Here is a 17,864-nt window from a genome sequence, read left to right as displayed (position 1 = left end):
ATAAATTTTATAAACTGGATTTCCATATACTTATGATATCGCTTAAAATTGCAGAGGCAGTTTCAATTGATCCTGCTCCTTTACCTGCTACAGTAACATCGTCTGCAAGGTCTGTTCTAAGGGTTGCAACATTCAATGTACCATCAACTGCAAAGGGTGATCCTTCTCTAACAAGCCTTGGAGATACTTCCAGATTATTGTGAGAAGCTTCACCTATAAGTTTGATTAGAAAACCCTCTTTTTTAGCAAGTGATATTGATTCGGGTGTAATTCGTGAAATACCTTCTATTTGAACATCTTTTAAACTCACATTCATATTTAATACAGAGTTTGCTAGTATCACTATTTTACATGCAGCATCTATACCTTCCACATCTTGATATGGATCTGTCTCGGCTATACCTAACTCTTGAGCTTCATTAAGAGTTTGGCCGTATGGAGATCCTTCATTTGCCATTCTTGAAAGAATGTAATTACATGTTCCATTCAAGATTCCCTGTACAGAAGATATCTCATTTCCTGCCAGTGTTTCATGGGCAAAATTTATAATGGGCATTGCACCTCCAACAGAGGCTTCGTATTTAAATATTGAATTATTTGAATTGGCTGCTTCTATGAGTTCACTGAAACATAAAGAAAGTGGTCCTTTGTTTGATGTTACAACATCTTTACCATCGTTCATTGCAGTTAGTATATGTGATTTTGCTGGTTCACCATCATCTATATTGGTTGGTGTCACTTCGATAAGACAGTCATAATCCACTTGGTTTAGTACATGTATTCCTGTAACATCTGTAACACCGTATTCAGGGTATTCGGATATTTTACCAGTTTTTTCTTTGGTTTCAATCAATAAATCTGTGTCCAGTCCATCTGGATTTATTGCTGCTCCTGATCTGTCTGTTACAGCCACAACGCTGATATCAAGACCATATTTCTCCTTGAGAATCTCTTTTTTCATTGAGATTACCCTTGAAACTCCCTTTCCAACTGCTCCGAAACCAATGATACATAATTTCATAAAAACTTCCTCCAAATTAAAAGAAGGTTAAATCGGATTTAGATAAATTAACTAATAAAAATTTAACCATAAAATACATTTCTAACTATTTAAACCTCGTTTATTACTAAAAATCCTTTAGATCTGCCTAGTTCTTTAATATTTTCCATCAAAGATTTTTTTATTCCATAATCTGCCTCTATAACTATTCTTGATGCAGATTTAGTTGGATTGTCAGACATTTTAAGGTCTAGATCTGCCACAGAAACACCGTTGATATTGTTGAGTACTTTGACTGTTTCTTTTAAATCTTGATCAACTATATTGCCAATGAATATTGTTGTTATCTTCTCTTTTTTTACAACACCATCAACTTCCATTATCTGAATATCCATTTTTTCTATGGAATCTAAAACCCTTTTAAGAGTTTCATCATCCCCTTCCAATGTTATATGGACGGGTACAGTTCCTCTTTCTGTTTTAACATCTCTCTGGTGTATAACAGCAACTATATTTGCACCCAATTTTCCAATTGGATCCAGTGCATCTAAAAGCTGTCCAGGAACATCTAAAAGTTCTAAAACAAGGTTTAATCTCATATTATCTGACCCATTTTCCTTTCTCAGCAATGATATTGCCATTTTCATCAGTATGAGCATTTCTCAGAATTTTTTCAGGATTTTTATCTTCTGCAATATCTTCACGCGAAAGATTTACATTATCCACCATGTAGTGGGTTTCCTCAAGATCAGGGATGTCCTTGAGCGCTTCTGAAAACTTTTTCAATATGGTTTCTGCTTCTTTTTCTATTTTCAAATCCAACACCCTATCATAAATAATATTAATAATTGTTAAGCTTGATAATGGTTAATTTATTCATAAATGTTTTTAACACTTATTGTTTGTACACCATTTCCATCTAATTTTTCAATACCTCAAGTATATTTTTATAGTTTTCATCCTTTAAAACCTTCTTCACAAGGATCTTGTGAATACCCGAACCATACTGTGCAGCTTTTTTTGGTCTTCTAACAATTTCATATGGAACACCAATATCAGCGGCAATCTCTCGGAGGATACATTTACGCAGCCCATCTACTTTACCATCAAGTTTATAATTCATAGGCACTTTCATTACCATTTTAACAAGTTCAAGGTCTAGGTAGGGTACCCTAAGCTCTACACTATTTGCCATTGTAACTGCATCGTCCCTCTGCAGGTTGACATGATAAAGATTCAAAATATCTTCTTCAAGATCTTCTTGGGTTTTTTCACCTTTATCACTGTAAAACTGTGTATATCGATGGTAACCAGCAAAGATTTCATCAGCACCTTGACCAGACATCATTACTTTGACACCATCATCATGGGCCATTTCAGATGCAAGATAAGCGGGCATTCCAACTCCTAATTTCATGATGTTATATTCTTCAATTGCATTTAATACAAGACCTGTGTAATATTTAATATCTTCAACATCTAATATCTTTGTTTTTAGGGGTAAACACATATCTTCTGCAGTTTTTTTAGCAAATTTCATATCGCTAGAGTTCTCATGGCCTGCAGTGTACAATGTTGTATCAACTCCAAGATCTTGAGATATTCTAGCTATAACTGTACTGTCAACACCACCAGAAAAGACAATACCCACTCTGGAAAGTCCTTTAATCCTTTTTTCAACAGAATTGACTAACAGTTCTTTTAACAGATTTTTGATTTGAATTTTATTATGGTCTTGATTATGAATTTCAATAAAATTTTGATATTCAATATTAGAATTTATTTTACCACCATTAAAATCATTAAAAGAAAATATATTATTCAATTTCCAGTTTGAATTATCTCTATCATCAAGTTTCAACGGTACACCATTAAAAAGTACATGATCGGGAGCCAGAGTATATACATTTTCTATTCCAATCTTCCAAAGTGCCTTCCTCTCAGATGCAAAAGCAAATTCATTTAAATCATTTTCACCATAATACAAGGGTTTTACACCCAATGGATCCCTTACAACCACACAGTCTTTTCCATCGTATATTGCAAATGCATAGTCACCATCTAACTTGTTAAGAGATTTTTTCACAGCATCTATAAGTGATCCATTATAAAATTCTTGAATAACATTTATAATAACTTCACAGTCAGAATTTGTCTTAAAATTATCTTTGATACAGCTCTTAAGCTGTCTGAAATTATATATCTCTGCGTTTGCAACCAATATAAATCCATGTTTTTCAATTGGCTGTGTAACTTCTGTTCCAACAATGGAAAGCAGATTGTGGCCCAATCCAAATGAACCTTCTGGAGTTTTTAAATTTTCCAAAGGGCCATGTACAGTTTTCCCCCCTATGAAAACTCCAGATCCATCAGGACCTCTGTGTTTAATTGTATTAAGCATTTTTATCAGGTCACTTCCCACATCTTGATTATGATCAAATGCTTTTATACCGACAATTCCGCACATTTTTTATTTCCTTAAAGTTTAAATTTATTTATTCTTAGTATTAGGGTTTCAAGTCATTTTATTATATAATCTCGGTTATCTCATTTAAATAAATAATAAGCGGATAATTATATCTCTTAAAAATTTATTATTCTAAAATCCCTTAGTTTACTTGGGTTTATCTAAATAGGTTTAGAATGGAATGTTTCAAATTATTAGAATATTTAAATATAAAAAATAGCCCAAATTACAAATTTAATAGGATATAATATGGATTAAATGTAGTAGAATAATTTACAGGGGTTCAGAATGATGGTCTGCATTTGAACCCATACAAGCATCACAGTTAACCGGTATGTTATCTTTTTCTTTGTGCAGCTGACATACTACATCTTCTGTTTTAATCTTTCTACATAAATCACAAATTCTTGATATTATACTGCTTTGATTGAGTCTTCCTTCTTTAAGATCAACCGCAAATTGTTTTATTAATTCATGTATTTCATCGTTAAATTTAATTCCGTGGCCTCTTTTATCACTTATATACTGGGATACTGCAGGCTGAGTAATATCAAGTAATTCTGAAATTTCTTTTTGTTTCATTCCAAGATTTAGAAGCTCTTTAGCAAGCTCTGATCGTATGCTTGGAATTACATACCATACAACTATTTCACATGGGGGTCTCATCTTAATCACTCTTTTTTGAATTTATTTATAATAAATGACATTAAACAAGAATTGTTAATTATTCTTTGATTAAAATCATTTTATAATGAATTTTTTTGGTTATATTAATTTCATTTTATAATGTTATAATAATATATCTCAATATATAACAATTGATATATAACTACTTTCATATCTATCATCTTTCATTTCTTTAAAATAAAAAGTATTTTTTTATCATTATTGTGCGTTTTAATTAAATGGGTTGAAAATATTATATTCCTGCGCCTTCTGTGAAAATTTCTTCTATTTCTGATTTTTTAGTTAAGAAATGATTCAACTTAGCAATATCTGTACTTATCTTCTGATCTTTAATTTCCTTTTCAAGTTCATCTTGACGTTGCAGTATAAGTTTGATAACTTCTGCAACAGGATCTGGTAACTGGCCATGATCAAGGTCTATTGCACATTTTCTAGATTCTTGAACAATCCTTCCAGGGATACCAACTATGGTTGCACCGGGTGGTGCTGGTTTTAAAACAACTGATCCTGCACCTATTTTGCAGCAATCACCAATTTTAATATTGCCTATAATCTTAGCTCCCGAACCTATTACAACACCATTTCCAATTGTGGGGTGTCTTTTGGATCTTTCAAGACTGGTACCTCCTAAAACTACACCCTGATATATTAGAACATCTTCGCCTATCTCTGCTGTTTCACCAACAACCACTCCCATGCCATGGTCTATGAAAACTCTTCTTCCAATTTTGGCTCCAGGATGTATTTCAACTCCTGTTAAAAATCTGTTAATAGTTGAAATGAATCGTCCCCAAAATATGTGATTGCGTGTCCAAAACCAGCTTGCAAGTCTGTGTAACCATATTGCATGTAGTCCAGGTGAGCATAGAATAATCTCTAAAGTACTTCTAGCTGCAGGATCCCTTGCAAATACCATCTGTATTTCTTCTCTCATTCTTTCAAACATTCAATCACCATTGATAACATAAAAATTGAATTATGAACAGGAAATTAATTTATTATTTAACTATTTACTGTTTCAAATTCCCTTTATATTATATTATATTATTTGTACTTTTTAACTAGTAAAATCCGATGTCTTATCTGTTGTTTTGAATATGTCATCAAATATCCAATCCATACTCAAATATCTTTCTCCAGTATCTGGTAAAATTACTACAATTAATTTTCCTCTATTTTCTTCTTTTTTTGCTAATTGAAGTGCAGCGTAGGTTGCAGCTCCAGATGAAATACCAGCAAGTATTCCTTCTTCTCTTGCGAGTCTTAAAAGGGTTTTTGCTGCATTTTCATCTGAAACCTGTACAATTTCGTCTATTACTTCTGTTTGAAGTACATCTGGAACGAAACCCGGTCCAATACCTTGTATCTTATGTGGACCTGGACTTCCTCCTGAAAGTACAGGAGATTTTACAGGTTCAACAGCCACGGCTTTCACACTGGGTTTGAGTTCTTTAAGGGCCAGTCCAACACCTGTTATTGTTCCACCAGTACCTGTACCAGATACTAATATGTCCACCTTTCCTTCGGTGTCTCTCCAAATTTCTGGAGCTGTGGTTTCCCTGTGTATCTTAGGGTTGGCTTTATTCTTGAACTGTTGGGGCATTACAGAGCCTGAAATTTCAGCATTTAATTCTTCTGCTTTAGAAACAGCTCCTTTCATACCTTTGGCCCCAAGTGTAAGTACAATTTCTGCCCCAAGCAAAGCAAGCAACTTCCTTCTCTCAATTGACATGGTATCTGGCATGGTTAGGATGAGTTTGTATCCTCTCTGTGCTGCAACAAAAGCCAGGGCAATTCCGGTGTTACCACTTGTGGGTTCGATAAGAATTGTGTCCTTTTTGATCACTCCTGCTTCTTCACCAGCCTCTATCATTGCCACACCAATTCTATCCTTCACACTTGAGAGTGGGTTGAAAGATTCGACTTTCACCACTACATCTGCTTTCGATTCGTTTGTCAATTTATTTAATCTTACTAAAGGAGTATTTCCTATGGTTTCTGTAATGTTATTTGCAATTCCCCTTGTTAATTCTGGAATCTTTACCATTTTTTCACCTTCTTTGCATTTATTTTATTTTTTTTAAATATATATAACTATCGTTATATAACGTTGTTATAGTATTCTTTCTTTACCATTGAAATTTCCTTTATGAAGTTAACAATAGTTATATATAATGAGTAAGAAAAACAACCTTCAAAGATTTTACAAAAAATTCTTACCAATTTAACTTTAAAAGAGTTAAAAACTGATGGATAAAGGAGATGAATTCAATTGATAGAAATAAAATTTTTAACACGCTTTATTGATATTACAGGAGAAAAGAACATCAAAATTGAGGATGTTCCAGATATAAAAACTCTCGTAGAATTTTTATGTAAGAAATATGATGAAAGTTTCAAAGAAGTCTTATTTGATGAAAATGGAAACCTCAGAGATTATCTGAAAGTCATGATCAATGGAGAAGACATAAGAGATATTAATGGACTAGACACTCCTTTAAAAGATGGAGATCAAATTGTAATGTTCCAAACCATTGCAGGCGGTTAATTAATACATACTATTTAATATCAACCTCATTGGAATAGTATATTTGTAGATCAATCAATTTTAAATTCACCTCTATTTCATGATAACTCTTCTTAGAACATATTAAAATAATAAATTTTATCTATTTTTAAGTATATACTATAATTAAACTCATACATATTGCGTAAATGAACAAACCAATAGAAAAAGAATTAATTGTTTTAGAATTTAAAAAATTTAAAATATTTTTGGAGGAGAAAATATGGCAGTAGACCCTATATGTAAGATGGATGTGGAAGAAAAAAGTGCTAAATGGGTAAGTGAATATAAAGGCAAAAAATACTACTTCTGCGCCCCAGGATGTAAAAAAGAATTCGATGAAAATCCTGAAAAATATGCAGAATAAAGAGATATCCCTTCTTTATTTTTCAATTTAAAATTTTAATATTAATTCTAAATTATAAATTATAAATTTTTCATGCTAAAAAAATTAACTCAATATATAATACCCATCAATCATACTTATATTCATATATAGGTCCAAGAATACAGTTTTATTATTATAATGGAAATAATATGAGATAATAAACTATTTAGTAATATATCATTCCTTTAGCAAAGGTTCAATTGAATAGTTAGTGTGAAAACAGTAAATATAATCTTTATTGAGTATATAAATAAACTGATGGCAAAAAAGATAATCATATTTCTTGTTGTTATACTGTCGATTATAGCTATTTCTGTAGGTTATTCATACGAAATAGTTTCAAATGGCCCAATTGAACCTTTAGGAAGGCTGGCATTTGTTAAACTTTTAAATCCAGACTTTTATCCAGGACATCCACATTCAAAAATGTTGGCCGAGTTAGCACAAGAAAGAAACTCCCCAACAGCTTTAGTAGTACACATGGCTGGAGGTTCAAACTACAAAAGTTATCCTGAAGGAAATGTGTATATAATAGAAGTGGCCTTTATTGACACACAGGGAATAGGTTCGGCTGGTTTAAACCAAATTAACTTTATAGATTCTCTTAAAGTGGCATTATACGGAGTTCCTGATGGTAGATATAAATATATGTCCGATGGAAAAATTTACGATACATACGATGAGATGATGGACCATGTCAATACCCTTGCAAAACAACATAATCAAACCGGCCCAATTCCCATAATATGGCATGGCAACGCAAGAACAGATAATCCTCAACTGGTCCAGGGTGATGGTTTTCCATTATATTTCCAGATACTAACAAAACAGTACGGATTAATTCCAGCGTATGTATACATGGTCTATGGAATGATTTTTCCATACATGAATAATCCATATACAAACTTCGAATTAAGTCATGCAACTGAATTACAAAATAATTATAATGAAGGTTTATTAAACTTTGATTTTAAAGAATCCCACACTAATACCAGTGAATATTATAAAAACAACCAAAATAGCTATGAATATGGATAAGAAACAGGTAATATATTAATTTTTTATTTTATTTAGTTAGATTGTACATTAATAAAAAAGAATAATAACCCTCCATTAACCATATATTTCATTTAAAAGGTCCAATAATTATATTCTGATTTTAATGATAATAACTGTTTATATAAGACACTCGTTACTTAGAATAGATTATATATCAATTGATATGAGAAGGTCCAAATAATGAAAGAAAATTCTCAAATTGAAAAATTAAGCCCAGTTTCCAAGAAGGATACCAATGAGTCTAAAAAAAATGATCCAGACAAAACTCATGATTTATCTGAAGAACTGGAAAAAGAATTAAAAATAAAGCATAATGAAGTGTTAAAACTCCAAAAAAGACTTGAATATGCAAATGAAAGGATCCATGACGTTTTTAATGAAAAAATTATCATTGAAAAACGATTAAATAAACTGGAATTTAAGGACATAAGTCTTCAATTTGGTAAATTTGAAGAATTAAAAAAAGAACATAATCAGCTAGTTCACAGATTGCAGGTCACTAAAAACCAGCTTGACAATGCAAGAAAACAAATTAAATCACAGAACCAATTTGTTGAAGATTCTAAAGATCAAATTGAATTTATGGAACTGGTTATTCATGACCTTGAAAATAGGGGTTTAACAGATTTTATAATGAATAGATTTCCTGAAAGTTTTAATAAATACAAGAAGAACTAATTTCTTTCATGATCTTTTCATAAAATATAAAAATCAATAAAATAGATTTAATATTTGCATGTTATAGAAGATATTTAAAATTTAAAAAAAAATATAAAATGGGACATAAGTTTTTAGTTCCCATTTTACTTAAAACAGATTCTTATGGAGCTCCACCTGCTCCTCCTAGGTTTTCACCTGTTTGAGCGTCTATATCAATTTCACCCACATTTTTTCCATTGTCTATTACTGGTACAATGTATACCAATTTGTTGTTTTGTTTAGTTAATGTTGGTGTGCCTGCAATAGCACCTGATACTGCTATGTATTTACTGGCTATTTTCTGAGCTTCTGCAGAAGTTATATTTGTATTTGTACTGTTGTCTGTTGTATTGTTAGTGTTCGTTACAATTTGCTGTGTTGCTGGACTTGTTGTATTGTTTGTTGTATTTTTTTTAGCTGTATTCCCTATAGTTGCGAATCCTAAACCAAGGACAGCCACTAAAATTACCAAGGCCACTATGATTTTTTTCATCATAAATTTCCCCTCCTAGAATGGTAATGATGCATAGATACCATGTAATGTAAAGTTTTTAGTATTCCAATTTTTGACAACTCCAAATGAGTTTCTAGAGCTGGTTCCATCGGCATAATACCATTTACCATTTACATATACTTGGGCCCATACATGACCATAGTAATGTCCACTAGAAAATCTGCATGTTCCATGATTGTATCTTGCTGGTATTCCTGCTGCTCTTTCAAGAGCCACCATTATATGTGCTGTGTCAGCACAGTTAGCTGATCTTGAACTTAATGTTCCCAATGCACCTTTCCTGGTGTTGTAGTAAAATGAGTAACTTATATTATTTCTTACCCAATTGAATATTGCTGATGCTTTACTGAGTTGTGATGTTTTACCTTTGGTAATCGATGCTGCTAGTGATTTTATTTTCGAGTTGGTTGATTGGCAATTTGCTGTAGGTTTTAAGTATTTAACTAATGCTGCTGATATTGGTTTTTTTGCTACTTCAAATTTTGTTCTTTGTAAAGATAACTTGTTACCACTTGTATCAGTTATACTGCCGGTGTGTATAATTAAGGAATACGTAATTCCATTTGATAAACTTTTAATAGGGTCTATATAGAGTATATTCTCCCTAATAATAGTTCTAAATGATATTTTGCTACCGTTGCTGTTTTTGAATTCTATCCATTTAGTTCCAGCTTTAATTTTTTCATTGAATGTGATTTTAATTGTTTTAGTTGTTTTCACATTCACAGCTTTATTCGCTGGATCTATGGCTTTAATTTTAGGTTTTGTATTATCAGTTTTTTTTACTGCATATGCAGTAGTTGTAACTTTTGAATTAGATATTGTGCTAGATTTGCTAGCAGATGCACTAACTGTACTAATCTGAGTCATACTTGATGACATATCAGTTTTCACGTTTGAATTAATGCTGCTTGTGTTATTAACTGTTGCAGCAGATGACGCGTTTACATTTAAAATTAGTGCAAAAGCCAATAGCAAAAAGATTGAGCATATTGTTTTTCGCTTAATTCGATCGCCTCCGAGTTCAATTCATCATAAAAGTTTCATTTATGACGTTTTAGTGAACTTATCTCTAATGACTTGAACATCCTTTATAAACCCTTTGGTTTAATTTCAAAAAAAAGACCATCAGACAGCCTTTTTAATAATTTAAGCTCAGATTAGAGGTTTTCGATATACCTTGCTCGTGATAAGCCGTCTCCATTCTTATTTTCAAGAAATCGTGTTAACGCAAACCATTTATCTAAAAAAAAGACGTATTCAATAGTTTTAACAATTGGTGACATCATCCCATATATTATAAAACATTAATCTTGAATTTATTTGGGCTAAATAAACCTATTTCATGTCTGAAATAATGATTAAATGTGTATCTTGTTGTTTTTATAAAAATGAGTGATAAAGAGTCTAAATTGGATTTAGAGTATGTATTTAATAGATCAACTTTAAATATAACAATTGTTATATAATCATTTAGAAAAATTTTACCAATTATAGTAGAATTATGGAGCTAATTTATGAAAATAGGATACCTCTCAACAATATACCACACATCATTCATTCTTAAAAGTGGAAAATTCTCCTTTGAAAGTTCAGACGAGACAAATTGGAAACTATTTCCAACAGGCCCTGAAATGATGAAAGCATTAGAAAGTGAGGATATTGATCTGGGTTACATAGGGCTTCCACCTGTTATTATAGGTATTGAACAAGGTATGAAAATTAAATGTGTTGCTGGTGGACATATTGAAGGTACAGTTGTGATTTCAAATGAACCTTACAGTTCATACAGTGAGCTTGGAGATATTGCATCTGTTTTAAACCAATATAATGGAAAAACCATAGGAACACCTACAAGAGGTTCTATTCATGATGTTATCATACGCAATCTCTTAAAAAATAGAGATATTTCCATAAAAAATTACACGTGGGCTGACTTCATCCCAGATGCAATTCAAGACGGAGAAATAGAGGCCGGTGTTGGAACACCATCCCTTGCGACAGTAGCATCAAACCAATTCAATTCTAAAATAGTAATACCTCCAAATAAAATATGGCCCTACAATCCAAGCTACGGTATAGTTGTACAAGAAGAACTTATATCTAATTCACCCGAATATATAACAAGTTTTTTAAAGGCACATGAAGATGCATCCAACCTTATACAGAACGTACCAAATACAGCAGCAGAGATTGCTGCCAATGAAATGGGTGTAGTTGATAAGAAATTTGTACGTGAAACATATAATATTTCACCACGGTATTGTGCAAAAGTTCCTGATGAATACATAAAATCTACAATGGAATTCATACCCGTTTTGAAGGAACTTGGATACATGAATCATGATCTTAAAGTTGGAGATATATTTAACCTAAGATTTATTGAAGAGACTCACAAGGAAGATGCACACTACTAATTGGACCTATAAAATATAAACAAGAATAATTGATTTAAGAAAATTAAGAATCAAATTATTATCTGCTTTTTTATTATATCCTTTTGTTCTAAATATAATGAGAAATTTACAAAAATTTTAATATCATTCATCAACATAATAGTAATTAAGAGGTGAGTCTTATCAAGCCAACAGAATCATTTAATCTACTTATAACCCTTAGAGGACAGAAAGGTGAAGGTGCGGGTGAAGAAGCAATGGGGCTAGAAGAAATTGAAATGGCACTCCAGAATGAAGAAAGAGTGTTGAATTTTAAAGAATCTAACTTTCCCAATGTTATTTTAATTGATTTGGATATGGAACCATTAGATGCAGTTAAATTACTATCAAATGCTTCCACTACTGTAATATCTAAAGTGGTAATTATTGAAAAGGTGGTTAGAACTCGTTTGGAAAGTATATTAGAACAAGTTAGTAATTTAGCAAGTAATCGAGTAGTTCAAGGAGATTCTTTTAAGGTGGTATGTGATTTAAGGGGAAGAAAGTACTTTAACTCCTCAGATGAATTGGTTGAAAAAGTCACAGAAGAGTTAGTTGAAAAATTTAATTTAGAAGTTAATGGTGCAGATTCAGATTGGGTAATTCAGATCGAGGTAGTTGGTGAAAACACAGGTATAAGTATACTTGACCCTGAAATGATCTTAAAAAAATTATAAAAACTACCAAATTAATTTTTTTTAAACTATCTGTCATTATAATTGTTCATACAAGATTAAAGTATTTAAGAAACCTAGAAATTATCAAATTAATTATACTACTTTTAGATGGTTTTTAACAGGGGAGTGTGAAAAAAACTTATAAATAATGAATTTATTTTTATTGACAATCGGATTGCCTAAAGTTCAAATTATATTATCAATATTAAGCCTCAAATATAGAAGGATTATAAATAAATACTTTTTATCAAGATAACTAATGAAATAAATATTTAAATTTGTATAATGAATAAAATTATAATTGAGGTAAATAAATGAAAATTCTTGTTATTCTAGCACATCCTAAAGAAGGTAGTTTTAATCATGCAATTACCCATACAGCTATTAAAACTCTTAAAAGTAATGGATATGATGTAATCTTCCATGATTTATACGTTGAAAATTTTAATCCTACTCTTCCCTTTGAAGAAATTCCTAAAAATGCTGAAACAGATTCAATGGTTGAAAAATATTGTAAAGAGATTATAAGTGTTGATGGGATAATAATTGTTCATCCTAACTGGTGGGGAATGCCGCCTGCAATTTTAAAGGGTTGGGTTGACAGAGTTATGCGTGCCGGTGTAGCCTACCAATTTGTGGAAGGAGATCTGGGGGAAGGAATACCAACAGGCTTATTAAATGCAGCTAATGTATTAATTTTTAACACATCAAACACAACAACCGAAAGGGAAAATAAAGTATTTGGAGATCCACTTGAACTAATATGGAAAAATTGTGTTTTCGGATTATGCGGTATTAACAATGTTCATCGTAAAAATTATGGAGTAATGGTAACAAGCACGTTAAAACAAAGAAATAAATGGTTAAAAAATGTAGAAGATACCACTAATTCAATATTTCCCTTAAATTTATAAGTTGAAACAATTTTAATAATTAAACTTTTAAATCGCATTAATCCTTAATGTTATAATGGATTATGTTTGTTTAACAGAATATGATTTAACATCAATTTTTCCTGTTAATAACTGTTTTATTATTTTTCCAAATTGTTTGAAATGATCTGTTTCCATATGTGTGTTTAATGAATTAATATCTTCCCAGTGTTCTAACATTACAAGTTCATCTTTATTTTCTGTACTTGCATACAAACCATAACTTATACAACCTTCTTCCAATCTGGTAGCACAAATTAAATCTTGTGCCTTTAAAATAAATTCATCTTTTTTTCCAGGTTTTAAATTCATTTTAGCCGTCACAATAATCATTATATCTTCTCCATTGACTTTTAAACTATTTTAACATATTTTTTTTTAATTTTCAATAACATTTTCAACTTTATGATTATCATGATATTATTTTGCTAAAGACAAATGTGTTATGTAATTTCCTAATGGAAGTGTTATATTGGCTTCAATTATAGCTGCAATTAAAATTAAAATTATTGCAATTACAACTAATATTAGTGAATCTTTAAATTCATTATACCATTCATTTTTTGTTTTTTTATCTATTAGTATATTAATAACCAAATTTGTAAGTTTGAATCCTCCAGCACCCGCTACAATAATACCAGATGTTTCAAATATACCATGTGGTATTGTGTAAATTAGAAAAGCTACAGGATTACTCACTCCTAAGGGACTTAAAATACCTCCAATATTAGATGAAAGAAATCCTAAAAAAGACCCATATAGGAATCCGTTAAGTATCAATATTCCTGCTGTAATTATTCCTGTTACACCTGCGGTATAGGGGAAAAATACTCCATAAGTAAGGTTGTGCAGGAATATTGAAAATGTATTTATCCCATTTTTTATAACAAACTGTTTGTCCGATTTAACAACACTATTCAAGAAATTTTCAATCAAACCAGGTATGAAATAACCTATAATCAGGCCAATAAATAATGCTAAAAAATATATGGCTGCTGAGAGGAGTAAAAACTTTTTATTTCGTTTATAAAAATTTATACAGAGATAATTGAATTCACCATTATAAAATCTATTTAAAAAAGCTATTTTGGACATGTTAAGTTACTATTTATTTTTCAAGTTATTTATTTTATGTTGACGATATCAAAACCTATATAATATGTAATACAAATTATATATAGATATCAAACTTCGAGTTATAAACTCAGAAGATGATAAAATTTCAACGGTATACAACAAACAAAAAAAGCATTCATGGTATTATAATGGGCCTAGTCCCACTTTGGAAGACCATAAAATAATGATAGAATATCTGAAAAATCGTTTCAATAATAAAATTGAAATAAAACACAGATAAAAAAAAATTTTATGATTCCAATTCATTATTTTATTTTCTTAATTAACTTATTTAAAAAATGTTTAAATTTAGTTTTCAATTCTAATTTTAGTTAATTCAACATTAAAGATTTAATTGGCATTTATTCCACCTTTTTTTTATGCAGTATTTTTATGGTATGCGTTATTCTCATATGCTCTACCATTACAAGCACCAACAACACCAACTAGATCTTACTTTGGTGATTTTTAATGAAAGACATAAAAGCAAAACTTAAACCAGAAATTCTTGGAAAGCAACCCATCGAAAAAATTGATAGTTTAGAACTGGTAATAACTCCCAAAAAAGAATTTTTAGAATGGTTTAAAAATACAAAAGGAATTATAGGAGAAATTGGAATAAAAGAACGGAATGCTGGTTTAGATTCAATGGAATGTCCTAATTGTAGATCCAAAATGAATAGTTATGAATTAAATAGCGACCCTGGAGAAATATGGCATTTATGTGCCAAATGTAATCTATCATTTTCACAAAAACAACATAGATACTTTACAACCATGATTATGAGACTAATTAATGGTGACTTCAATGTTTCTGAAACCAACTAAATATAAAGAGTATATTCATGAAAAATATCAGTTCAAGAACGTGCACTTGTACTATAGGGTCCCTTAAAATAGATTATGGAATTAATTCATCATTTAAATGCAGAATATCTGAAATAATGTATATCTCAGTTAGAATAGGAACCTAAATATTTAGAGATCAGTAATTGAAATTTGGAATTATATTATACTTATTTCAATATCTATAATATTCTGTAATATTTTAATAAAAATTTTAAATGAATAAGATAAAATTGGTAAACTTATTCCTCTCTAATTTTAATCTTAAATTCGGTATATCTTCCCCATTTCAATTTAATTTTTTTGACTTGATTATTGATGCAGTATTTGAAGAAGTAAAATTAGTATTATTCTTCTATTTTCTATGATTTTTTTGAATATAATTTAAATATTATTCTATTTTTATAGCTTAAATGAACAAAATTAGAGATAAATTTATATATTAAAACTTTTACATTATCCATTATACAAATTTAAATAATTGGTGGAGTATGTACAAAAAATGAGAACTAAACTTATAATGTTATTAACAGTCTTTGTTGCTGTAATTATTTTCTGTGGTGTAGCATCAGCTGCAACCGTAAATACTAATCACATTGCAAAGGTTAAATTAAGCAATTCAGTAACCAACGTTGATCAGTTTGAACCCGTTGCAGATGGTAAAATAGTTGTATGGACACAGGGAGATCCAACAATACATACATCTATTTACTATAAAGACCTTGTAACGGGATTAAGCCATAAATTACTGTCTTCTAATCAAGATCAGTCTAAACCTTCAATTTCAGGCTCAAACATTGTATGGCAACAGGAAAATTCCAAAGGGCAAATTTGTATTTACTACAAAAATATTGTAACTGGAAAATACGGTAGAGTTTCCAATTCAAAATTAAATCAGGCTTCCCCTGATATTTCGGGTAATATTATTGTCTGGGAGCAGGATACTTTCAATGGTACGTCTATTTATTACAAAAACCTTAAAACAGGAACTATAGGTATTGTTAAGAAATCCGACGAGGGACAATTCGAACCAGTTACCAATGGTAAAATGATTGTTTGGACCCAGTATGATATTAAAGGCTATTCATTAGTATATTATAAAGATTTAGCAACCGGAATAAGCAACAAAGTATTAAATACTCATGAATTCCAGTTCAATCCTGCAATTGATAATAATCATATTGTATGGGTTCAGACAGAGTCAGGAAACTCAAATATCTACTACAAAGATCTTAAAACTGGAAAAGTTAGCGTTATGTTAAAATCAAAAAATTCCCAGTTCCTCCCTTCTATCAAGGATAATATCGTGGCATGGCAGCAATATGAATCCAATGGAAAATCTAATATTTACTATAAAAATCTCTTAACCGGAACAATCAATATAATATCTCAATTTAATGAGAGCAATGAACCAGCTATTTCAGGTAAAAATATTCTCTGGACACAGATTACAAACTCAAATCAGTATTCTACCTATATGAAAAACATTGTGACTGGAATAATCAGTAAAATAACTACATAAAAAAAACTATGTAAATCCAATTACATGGATAATCATTATGCATCTAATTCATTTTTTTTATTTTTCATATCTTTCTATGCACAAATGAAAATTCCAATTAAATCATGGTGTATTTGAGAATTAATTTTTTTATAATATTTTCCTTAGGAAAAGAAATATTTTTCAAATATTAAACGGTTCCTCAAAAGAAACTGATTTTATTACTCTTTCAGCAAACTCTAAAGAATTATCCGCACCGGTTATACCCAGCCAAACAGAACCTTCGGCTCCTGACACACCACCGCCAGCAATTAGATCTGTTTTTACATCACAAAGCATATTAAGGGCTTCAATTTCTGTAAAAACTTCTCCACTTATGGGCAAAAGCCGCGGTCCAGTTAAACCAGGTATATTTAATTTTTTGGCAATATCATCCAGATCACTTGAAACACGTTTCTCTACCCCCACAGGAATAATCAGACGAACACGCCGTCCAACAACAACTGGTAATGCAGCACCAATTGTTCCAGCTTCCGGATGGCCAATATAAATAGCAGCTTTCTTACGGATTAAATCTAAGCTGTTTGCACCTTTTAGGATTACATCACCTTCTTCAAGCTGGTCTACTACATCATAAATAGTTAATCCCTTTTGCCAAACCCCTTTTTTAATTACAACATCGCCAAAAAATTTGGCGTCATCGTATAATCTTCCAGAATCTGATTTAGGTTTTGAAGGAGGCAGTACCACTCCTCTAAAGAATCTTTCCCTAGAAAAATCATCAGATTGACCAATTGCTGTAAGAATTTCCTCAGCAACGTAACCATTGGTTGTTCCAGCTACAATTACAAATGTACCATTTTTAAGTGCATCTGTAATGGGAGAATATGTTACTAAAGCCTTTGCAATCAGCCTTTTACCTGCTGCAGGTGTAATTAAAAATTGTTTCATAGATTTAGACCTTCCATATGTTTTTA

The 17,864-nt window shown here is 30.8% G+C and carries 21 protein-coding genes; 9 read left to right on the top strand and 12 right to left on the bottom strand.

Annotation, left to right across the window (positions count from 1 at the left end):
* Nucleotides 1–7: 7 nt before the first annotated feature.
* The 7 genes from K8N75_RS04975 to cysK form a co-directional block, all read right to left on the bottom strand.
* Nucleotides 8–1,021, bottom strand: a complete 1,014-nt coding sequence (locus K8N75_RS04975) for a homoserine dehydrogenase (protein WP_223791013.1) — start codon at nucleotides 1,019–1,021, stop codon at nucleotides 8–10.
* An 89-nt stretch (nucleotides 1,022–1,110) separates the two neighbouring features.
* Entirely contained in the window at nucleotides 1,111–1,599 is a 489-nt protein-coding gene (locus K8N75_RS04970; protein WP_223791012.1) for an amino acid-binding protein, read from the bottom strand.
* A 1-nt stretch (nucleotide 1,600) separates the two neighbouring features.
* The gene (gatC, locus tag K8N75_RS04965) at nucleotides 1,601–1,816 is read right to left on the bottom strand and encodes an Asp-tRNA(Asn) amidotransferase subunit GatC (protein WP_048190731.1); all 216 of its coding nucleotides are present in this window, start codon (nucleotides 1,814–1,816) and stop codon (nucleotides 1,601–1,603) included.
* Between the two features lie 103 nt (nucleotides 1,817–1,919).
* Nucleotides 1,920–3,467, bottom strand: coding sequence for an asparagine synthase (glutamine-hydrolyzing) (gene asnB / locus K8N75_RS04960; RefSeq protein ID WP_223791011.1), 1,548 nt, complete (start codon nucleotides 3,465–3,467; stop codon nucleotides 1,920–1,922).
* A 273-nt stretch (nucleotides 3,468–3,740) separates the two neighbouring features.
* Nucleotides 3,741–4,133, bottom strand: a complete 393-nt coding sequence (locus K8N75_RS04955) for a transcriptional regulator (protein ID WP_048190729.1) — start codon at nucleotides 4,131–4,133, stop codon at nucleotides 3,741–3,743.
* Nucleotides 4,134–4,386: 253 nt separating this feature from the next.
* Nucleotides 4,387–5,100, bottom strand: coding sequence for a serine O-acetyltransferase (cysE, locus tag K8N75_RS04950; RefSeq protein WP_223791010.1), 714 nt, complete (start codon nucleotides 5,098–5,100; stop codon nucleotides 4,387–4,389).
* A gap of 111 nt (nucleotides 5,101–5,211) precedes the next feature.
* Nucleotides 5,212–6,201 (bottom strand): cysteine synthase A, encoded by a 990-nt coding sequence (cysK, locus tag K8N75_RS04945; RefSeq protein ID WP_223791009.1) that lies wholly within the window; start codon nucleotides 6,199–6,201, stop codon nucleotides 5,212–5,214.
* Between the two features lie 225 nt (nucleotides 6,202–6,426).
* Between cysK and K8N75_RS04940 the strand changes: the two genes are divergently transcribed.
* From K8N75_RS04940 to K8N75_RS04925, 4 genes are all read left to right on the top strand, one after another.
* Nucleotides 6,427–6,702, top strand: coding sequence for a MoaD/ThiS family protein (locus K8N75_RS04940; RefSeq protein WP_223791008.1), 276 nt, complete (start codon nucleotides 6,427–6,429; stop codon nucleotides 6,700–6,702).
* Between the two features lie 241 nt (nucleotides 6,703–6,943).
* The gene (locus K8N75_RS04935; RefSeq protein WP_081882625.1) at nucleotides 6,944–7,087 is read left to right on the top strand and encodes a YHS domain-containing protein; all 144 of its coding nucleotides are present in this window, start codon (nucleotides 6,944–6,946) and stop codon (nucleotides 7,085–7,087) included.
* Nucleotides 7,088–7,366: 279 nt separating this feature from the next.
* On the top strand, nucleotides 7,367–8,146 hold the full coding sequence (locus tag K8N75_RS04930) for a hypothetical protein (RefSeq protein WP_223791007.1): 780 nt from the start codon (nucleotides 7,367–7,369) through the stop codon (nucleotides 8,144–8,146).
* Nucleotides 8,147–8,347: 201 nt separating this feature from the next.
* Entirely contained in the window at nucleotides 8,348–8,845 is a 498-nt protein-coding gene (locus tag K8N75_RS04925; protein ID WP_223791006.1) for a hypothetical protein, read from the top strand.
* 142 nt (nucleotides 8,846–8,987) lie between these two features.
* Here K8N75_RS04925 and K8N75_RS04920 read toward each other — a convergent pair whose 3' ends face one another.
* The gene (locus tag K8N75_RS04920; protein ID WP_223791005.1) at nucleotides 8,988–9,362 is read right to left on the bottom strand and encodes a PepSY domain-containing protein; all 375 of its coding nucleotides are present in this window, start codon (nucleotides 9,360–9,362) and stop codon (nucleotides 8,988–8,990) included.
* A gap of 12 nt (nucleotides 9,363–9,374) precedes the next feature.
* A complete protein-coding gene (locus K8N75_RS04915) occupies nucleotides 9,375–10,352 on the bottom strand; it encodes a transglutaminase domain-containing protein (RefSeq protein ID WP_223791004.1) in 978 nt (325 codons plus the stop codon).
* Nucleotides 10,353–10,897: 545 nt separating this feature from the next.
* On the opposite strand from K8N75_RS04915, the gene K8N75_RS04910 reads away from it, so the two are divergent.
* The 3 genes from K8N75_RS04910 (at nucleotide 10,898) to K8N75_RS04900 (ending at nucleotide 13,406) form a co-directional block, all read left to right on the top strand.
* Nucleotides 10,898–11,797, top strand: a complete 900-nt coding sequence (locus tag K8N75_RS04910; RefSeq protein ID WP_223791003.1) for an ABC transporter substrate-binding protein — start codon at nucleotides 10,898–10,900, stop codon at nucleotides 11,795–11,797.
* A 152-nt stretch (nucleotides 11,798–11,949) separates the two neighbouring features.
* Nucleotides 11,950–12,492 carry a THUMP domain-containing protein gene (locus K8N75_RS04905; RefSeq protein ID WP_223791002.1) on the top strand — a complete coding sequence of 181 codons (543 nt, stop codon included), beginning with the start codon at nucleotides 11,950–11,952 and terminating at the stop codon, nucleotides 12,490–12,492.
* Between the two features lie 314 nt (nucleotides 12,493–12,806).
* Nucleotides 12,807–13,406 (top strand): NAD(P)H-dependent oxidoreductase, encoded by a 600-nt coding sequence (locus K8N75_RS04900; protein ID WP_223791001.1) that lies wholly within the window; start codon nucleotides 12,807–12,809, stop codon nucleotides 13,404–13,406.
* A 60-nt stretch (nucleotides 13,407–13,466) separates the two neighbouring features.
* On the opposite strand, the gene K8N75_RS04895 is transcribed toward K8N75_RS04900, so the two are convergent.
* Nucleotides 13,467–13,757, bottom strand: coding sequence for a putative quinol monooxygenase (locus K8N75_RS04895; protein ID WP_223791000.1), 291 nt, complete (start codon nucleotides 13,755–13,757; stop codon nucleotides 13,467–13,469).
* A gap of 87 nt (nucleotides 13,758–13,844) precedes the next feature.
* Entirely contained in the window at nucleotides 13,845–14,519 is a 675-nt protein-coding gene (locus tag K8N75_RS04890) for a stage II sporulation protein M (protein ID WP_223790999.1), read from the bottom strand.
* Nucleotides 14,520–15,011: 492 nt separating this feature from the next.
* Between K8N75_RS04890 and K8N75_RS04885 the strand changes: the two genes are divergently transcribed.
* Complete coding sequence (locus tag K8N75_RS04885; protein ID WP_223790998.1) at nucleotides 15,012–15,368, top strand: hypothetical protein; 357 nt, start codon at nucleotides 15,012–15,014, stop codon at nucleotides 15,366–15,368.
* A 520-nt stretch (nucleotides 15,369–15,888) separates the two neighbouring features.
* Nucleotides 15,889–16,908: a TolB family protein gene (locus tag K8N75_RS04880; protein WP_223790997.1), complete on the top strand. Its 1,020-nt coding sequence runs from the start codon at nucleotides 15,889–15,891 to the stop codon at nucleotides 16,906–16,908.
* Between the two features lie 162 nt (nucleotides 16,909–17,070).
* Here K8N75_RS04880 and K8N75_RS04875 read toward each other — a convergent pair whose 3' ends face one another.
* Complete coding sequence (locus tag K8N75_RS04875) at nucleotides 17,071–17,838, bottom strand: hypothetical protein (RefSeq protein ID WP_223790996.1); 768 nt, start codon at nucleotides 17,836–17,838, stop codon at nucleotides 17,071–17,073.
* Between the last annotated feature and the right edge of the window lie 26 nt (nucleotides 17,839–17,864).

It is taken from the genome of Methanobacterium spitsbergense (assembly GCF_019931065.1).
In the GTDB taxonomy this organism is placed as follows: Archaea; Methanobacteriota; Methanobacteria; order Methanobacteriales; family Methanobacteriaceae; genus Methanobacterium_B; species Methanobacterium_B spitsbergense.
Note: the sequence above shows the minus strand (reverse complement) of the source record. Positions and strands in the feature narration are given on the sequence as shown.

Bases quoted from the DNA above. Each gene is read 5' to 3' on its own strand.
- K8N75_RS04935 (WP_081882625.1), top strand. From the start codon at position 6,944: ATGGCAGTAGACCCTATATGTAAGATGGATGTGGAAGAAAAAAGTGCT.
- K8N75_RS04895 (WP_223791000.1), bottom strand. From the start codon at position 13,757: ATGATTATTGTGACGGCTAAAATGAATTTAAAACCTGGAAAAAAAGAT.
- asnB (WP_223791011.1), bottom strand. From the start codon at position 3,467: ATGTGCGGAATTGTCGGTATAAAAGCATTTGATCATAATCAAGATGTG.
- K8N75_RS04975 (WP_223791013.1), bottom strand. From the start codon at position 1,021: ATGAAATTATGTATCATTGGTTTCGGAGCAGTTGGAAAGGGAGTTTCA.
- K8N75_RS04910 (WP_223791003.1), top strand. From the start codon at position 10,898: ATGAAAATAGGATACCTCTCAACAATATACCACACATCATTCATTCTT.
- K8N75_RS04890 (WP_223790999.1), bottom strand. From the start codon at position 14,519: ATGTCCAAAATAGCTTTTTTAAATAGATTTTATAATGGTGAATTCAAT.
- K8N75_RS04875 (WP_223790996.1), bottom strand. From the start codon at position 17,838: ATGAAACAATTTTTAATTACACCTGCAGCAGGTAAAAGGCTGATTGCA.
- cysK (WP_223791009.1), bottom strand. From the start codon at position 6,201: ATGGTAAAGATTCCAGAATTAACAAGGGGAATTGCAAATAACATTACA.
- K8N75_RS04900 (WP_223791001.1), top strand. From the start codon at position 12,807: ATGAAAATTCTTGTTATTCTAGCACATCCTAAAGAAGGTAGTTTTAAT.
- K8N75_RS04885 (WP_223790998.1), top strand. From the start codon at position 15,012: ATGAAAGACATAAAAGCAAAACTTAAACCAGAAATTCTTGGAAAGCAA.
- K8N75_RS04925 (WP_223791006.1), top strand. From the start codon at position 8,348: ATGAAAGAAAATTCTCAAATTGAAAAATTAAGCCCAGTTTCCAAGAAG.
- K8N75_RS04930 (WP_223791007.1), top strand. From the start codon at position 7,367: ATGGCAAAAAAGATAATCATATTTCTTGTTGTTATACTGTCGATTATA.
- K8N75_RS04880 (WP_223790997.1), top strand. From the start codon at position 15,889: ATGAGAACTAAACTTATAATGTTATTAACAGTCTTTGTTGCTGTAATT.
- cysE (WP_223791010.1), bottom strand. From the start codon at position 5,100: ATGTTTGAAAGAATGAGAGAAGAAATACAGATGGTATTTGCAAGGGAT.
- K8N75_RS04955 (WP_048190729.1), bottom strand. From the start codon at position 4,133: ATGAGACCCCCATGTGAAATAGTTGTATGGTATGTAATTCCAAGCATA.
- K8N75_RS04920 (WP_223791005.1), bottom strand. From the start codon at position 9,362: ATGATGAAAAAAATCATAGTGGCCTTGGTAATTTTAGTGGCTGTCCTT.
- K8N75_RS04970 (WP_223791012.1), bottom strand. From the start codon at position 1,599: ATGAGATTAAACCTTGTTTTAGAACTTTTAGATGTTCCTGGACAGCTT.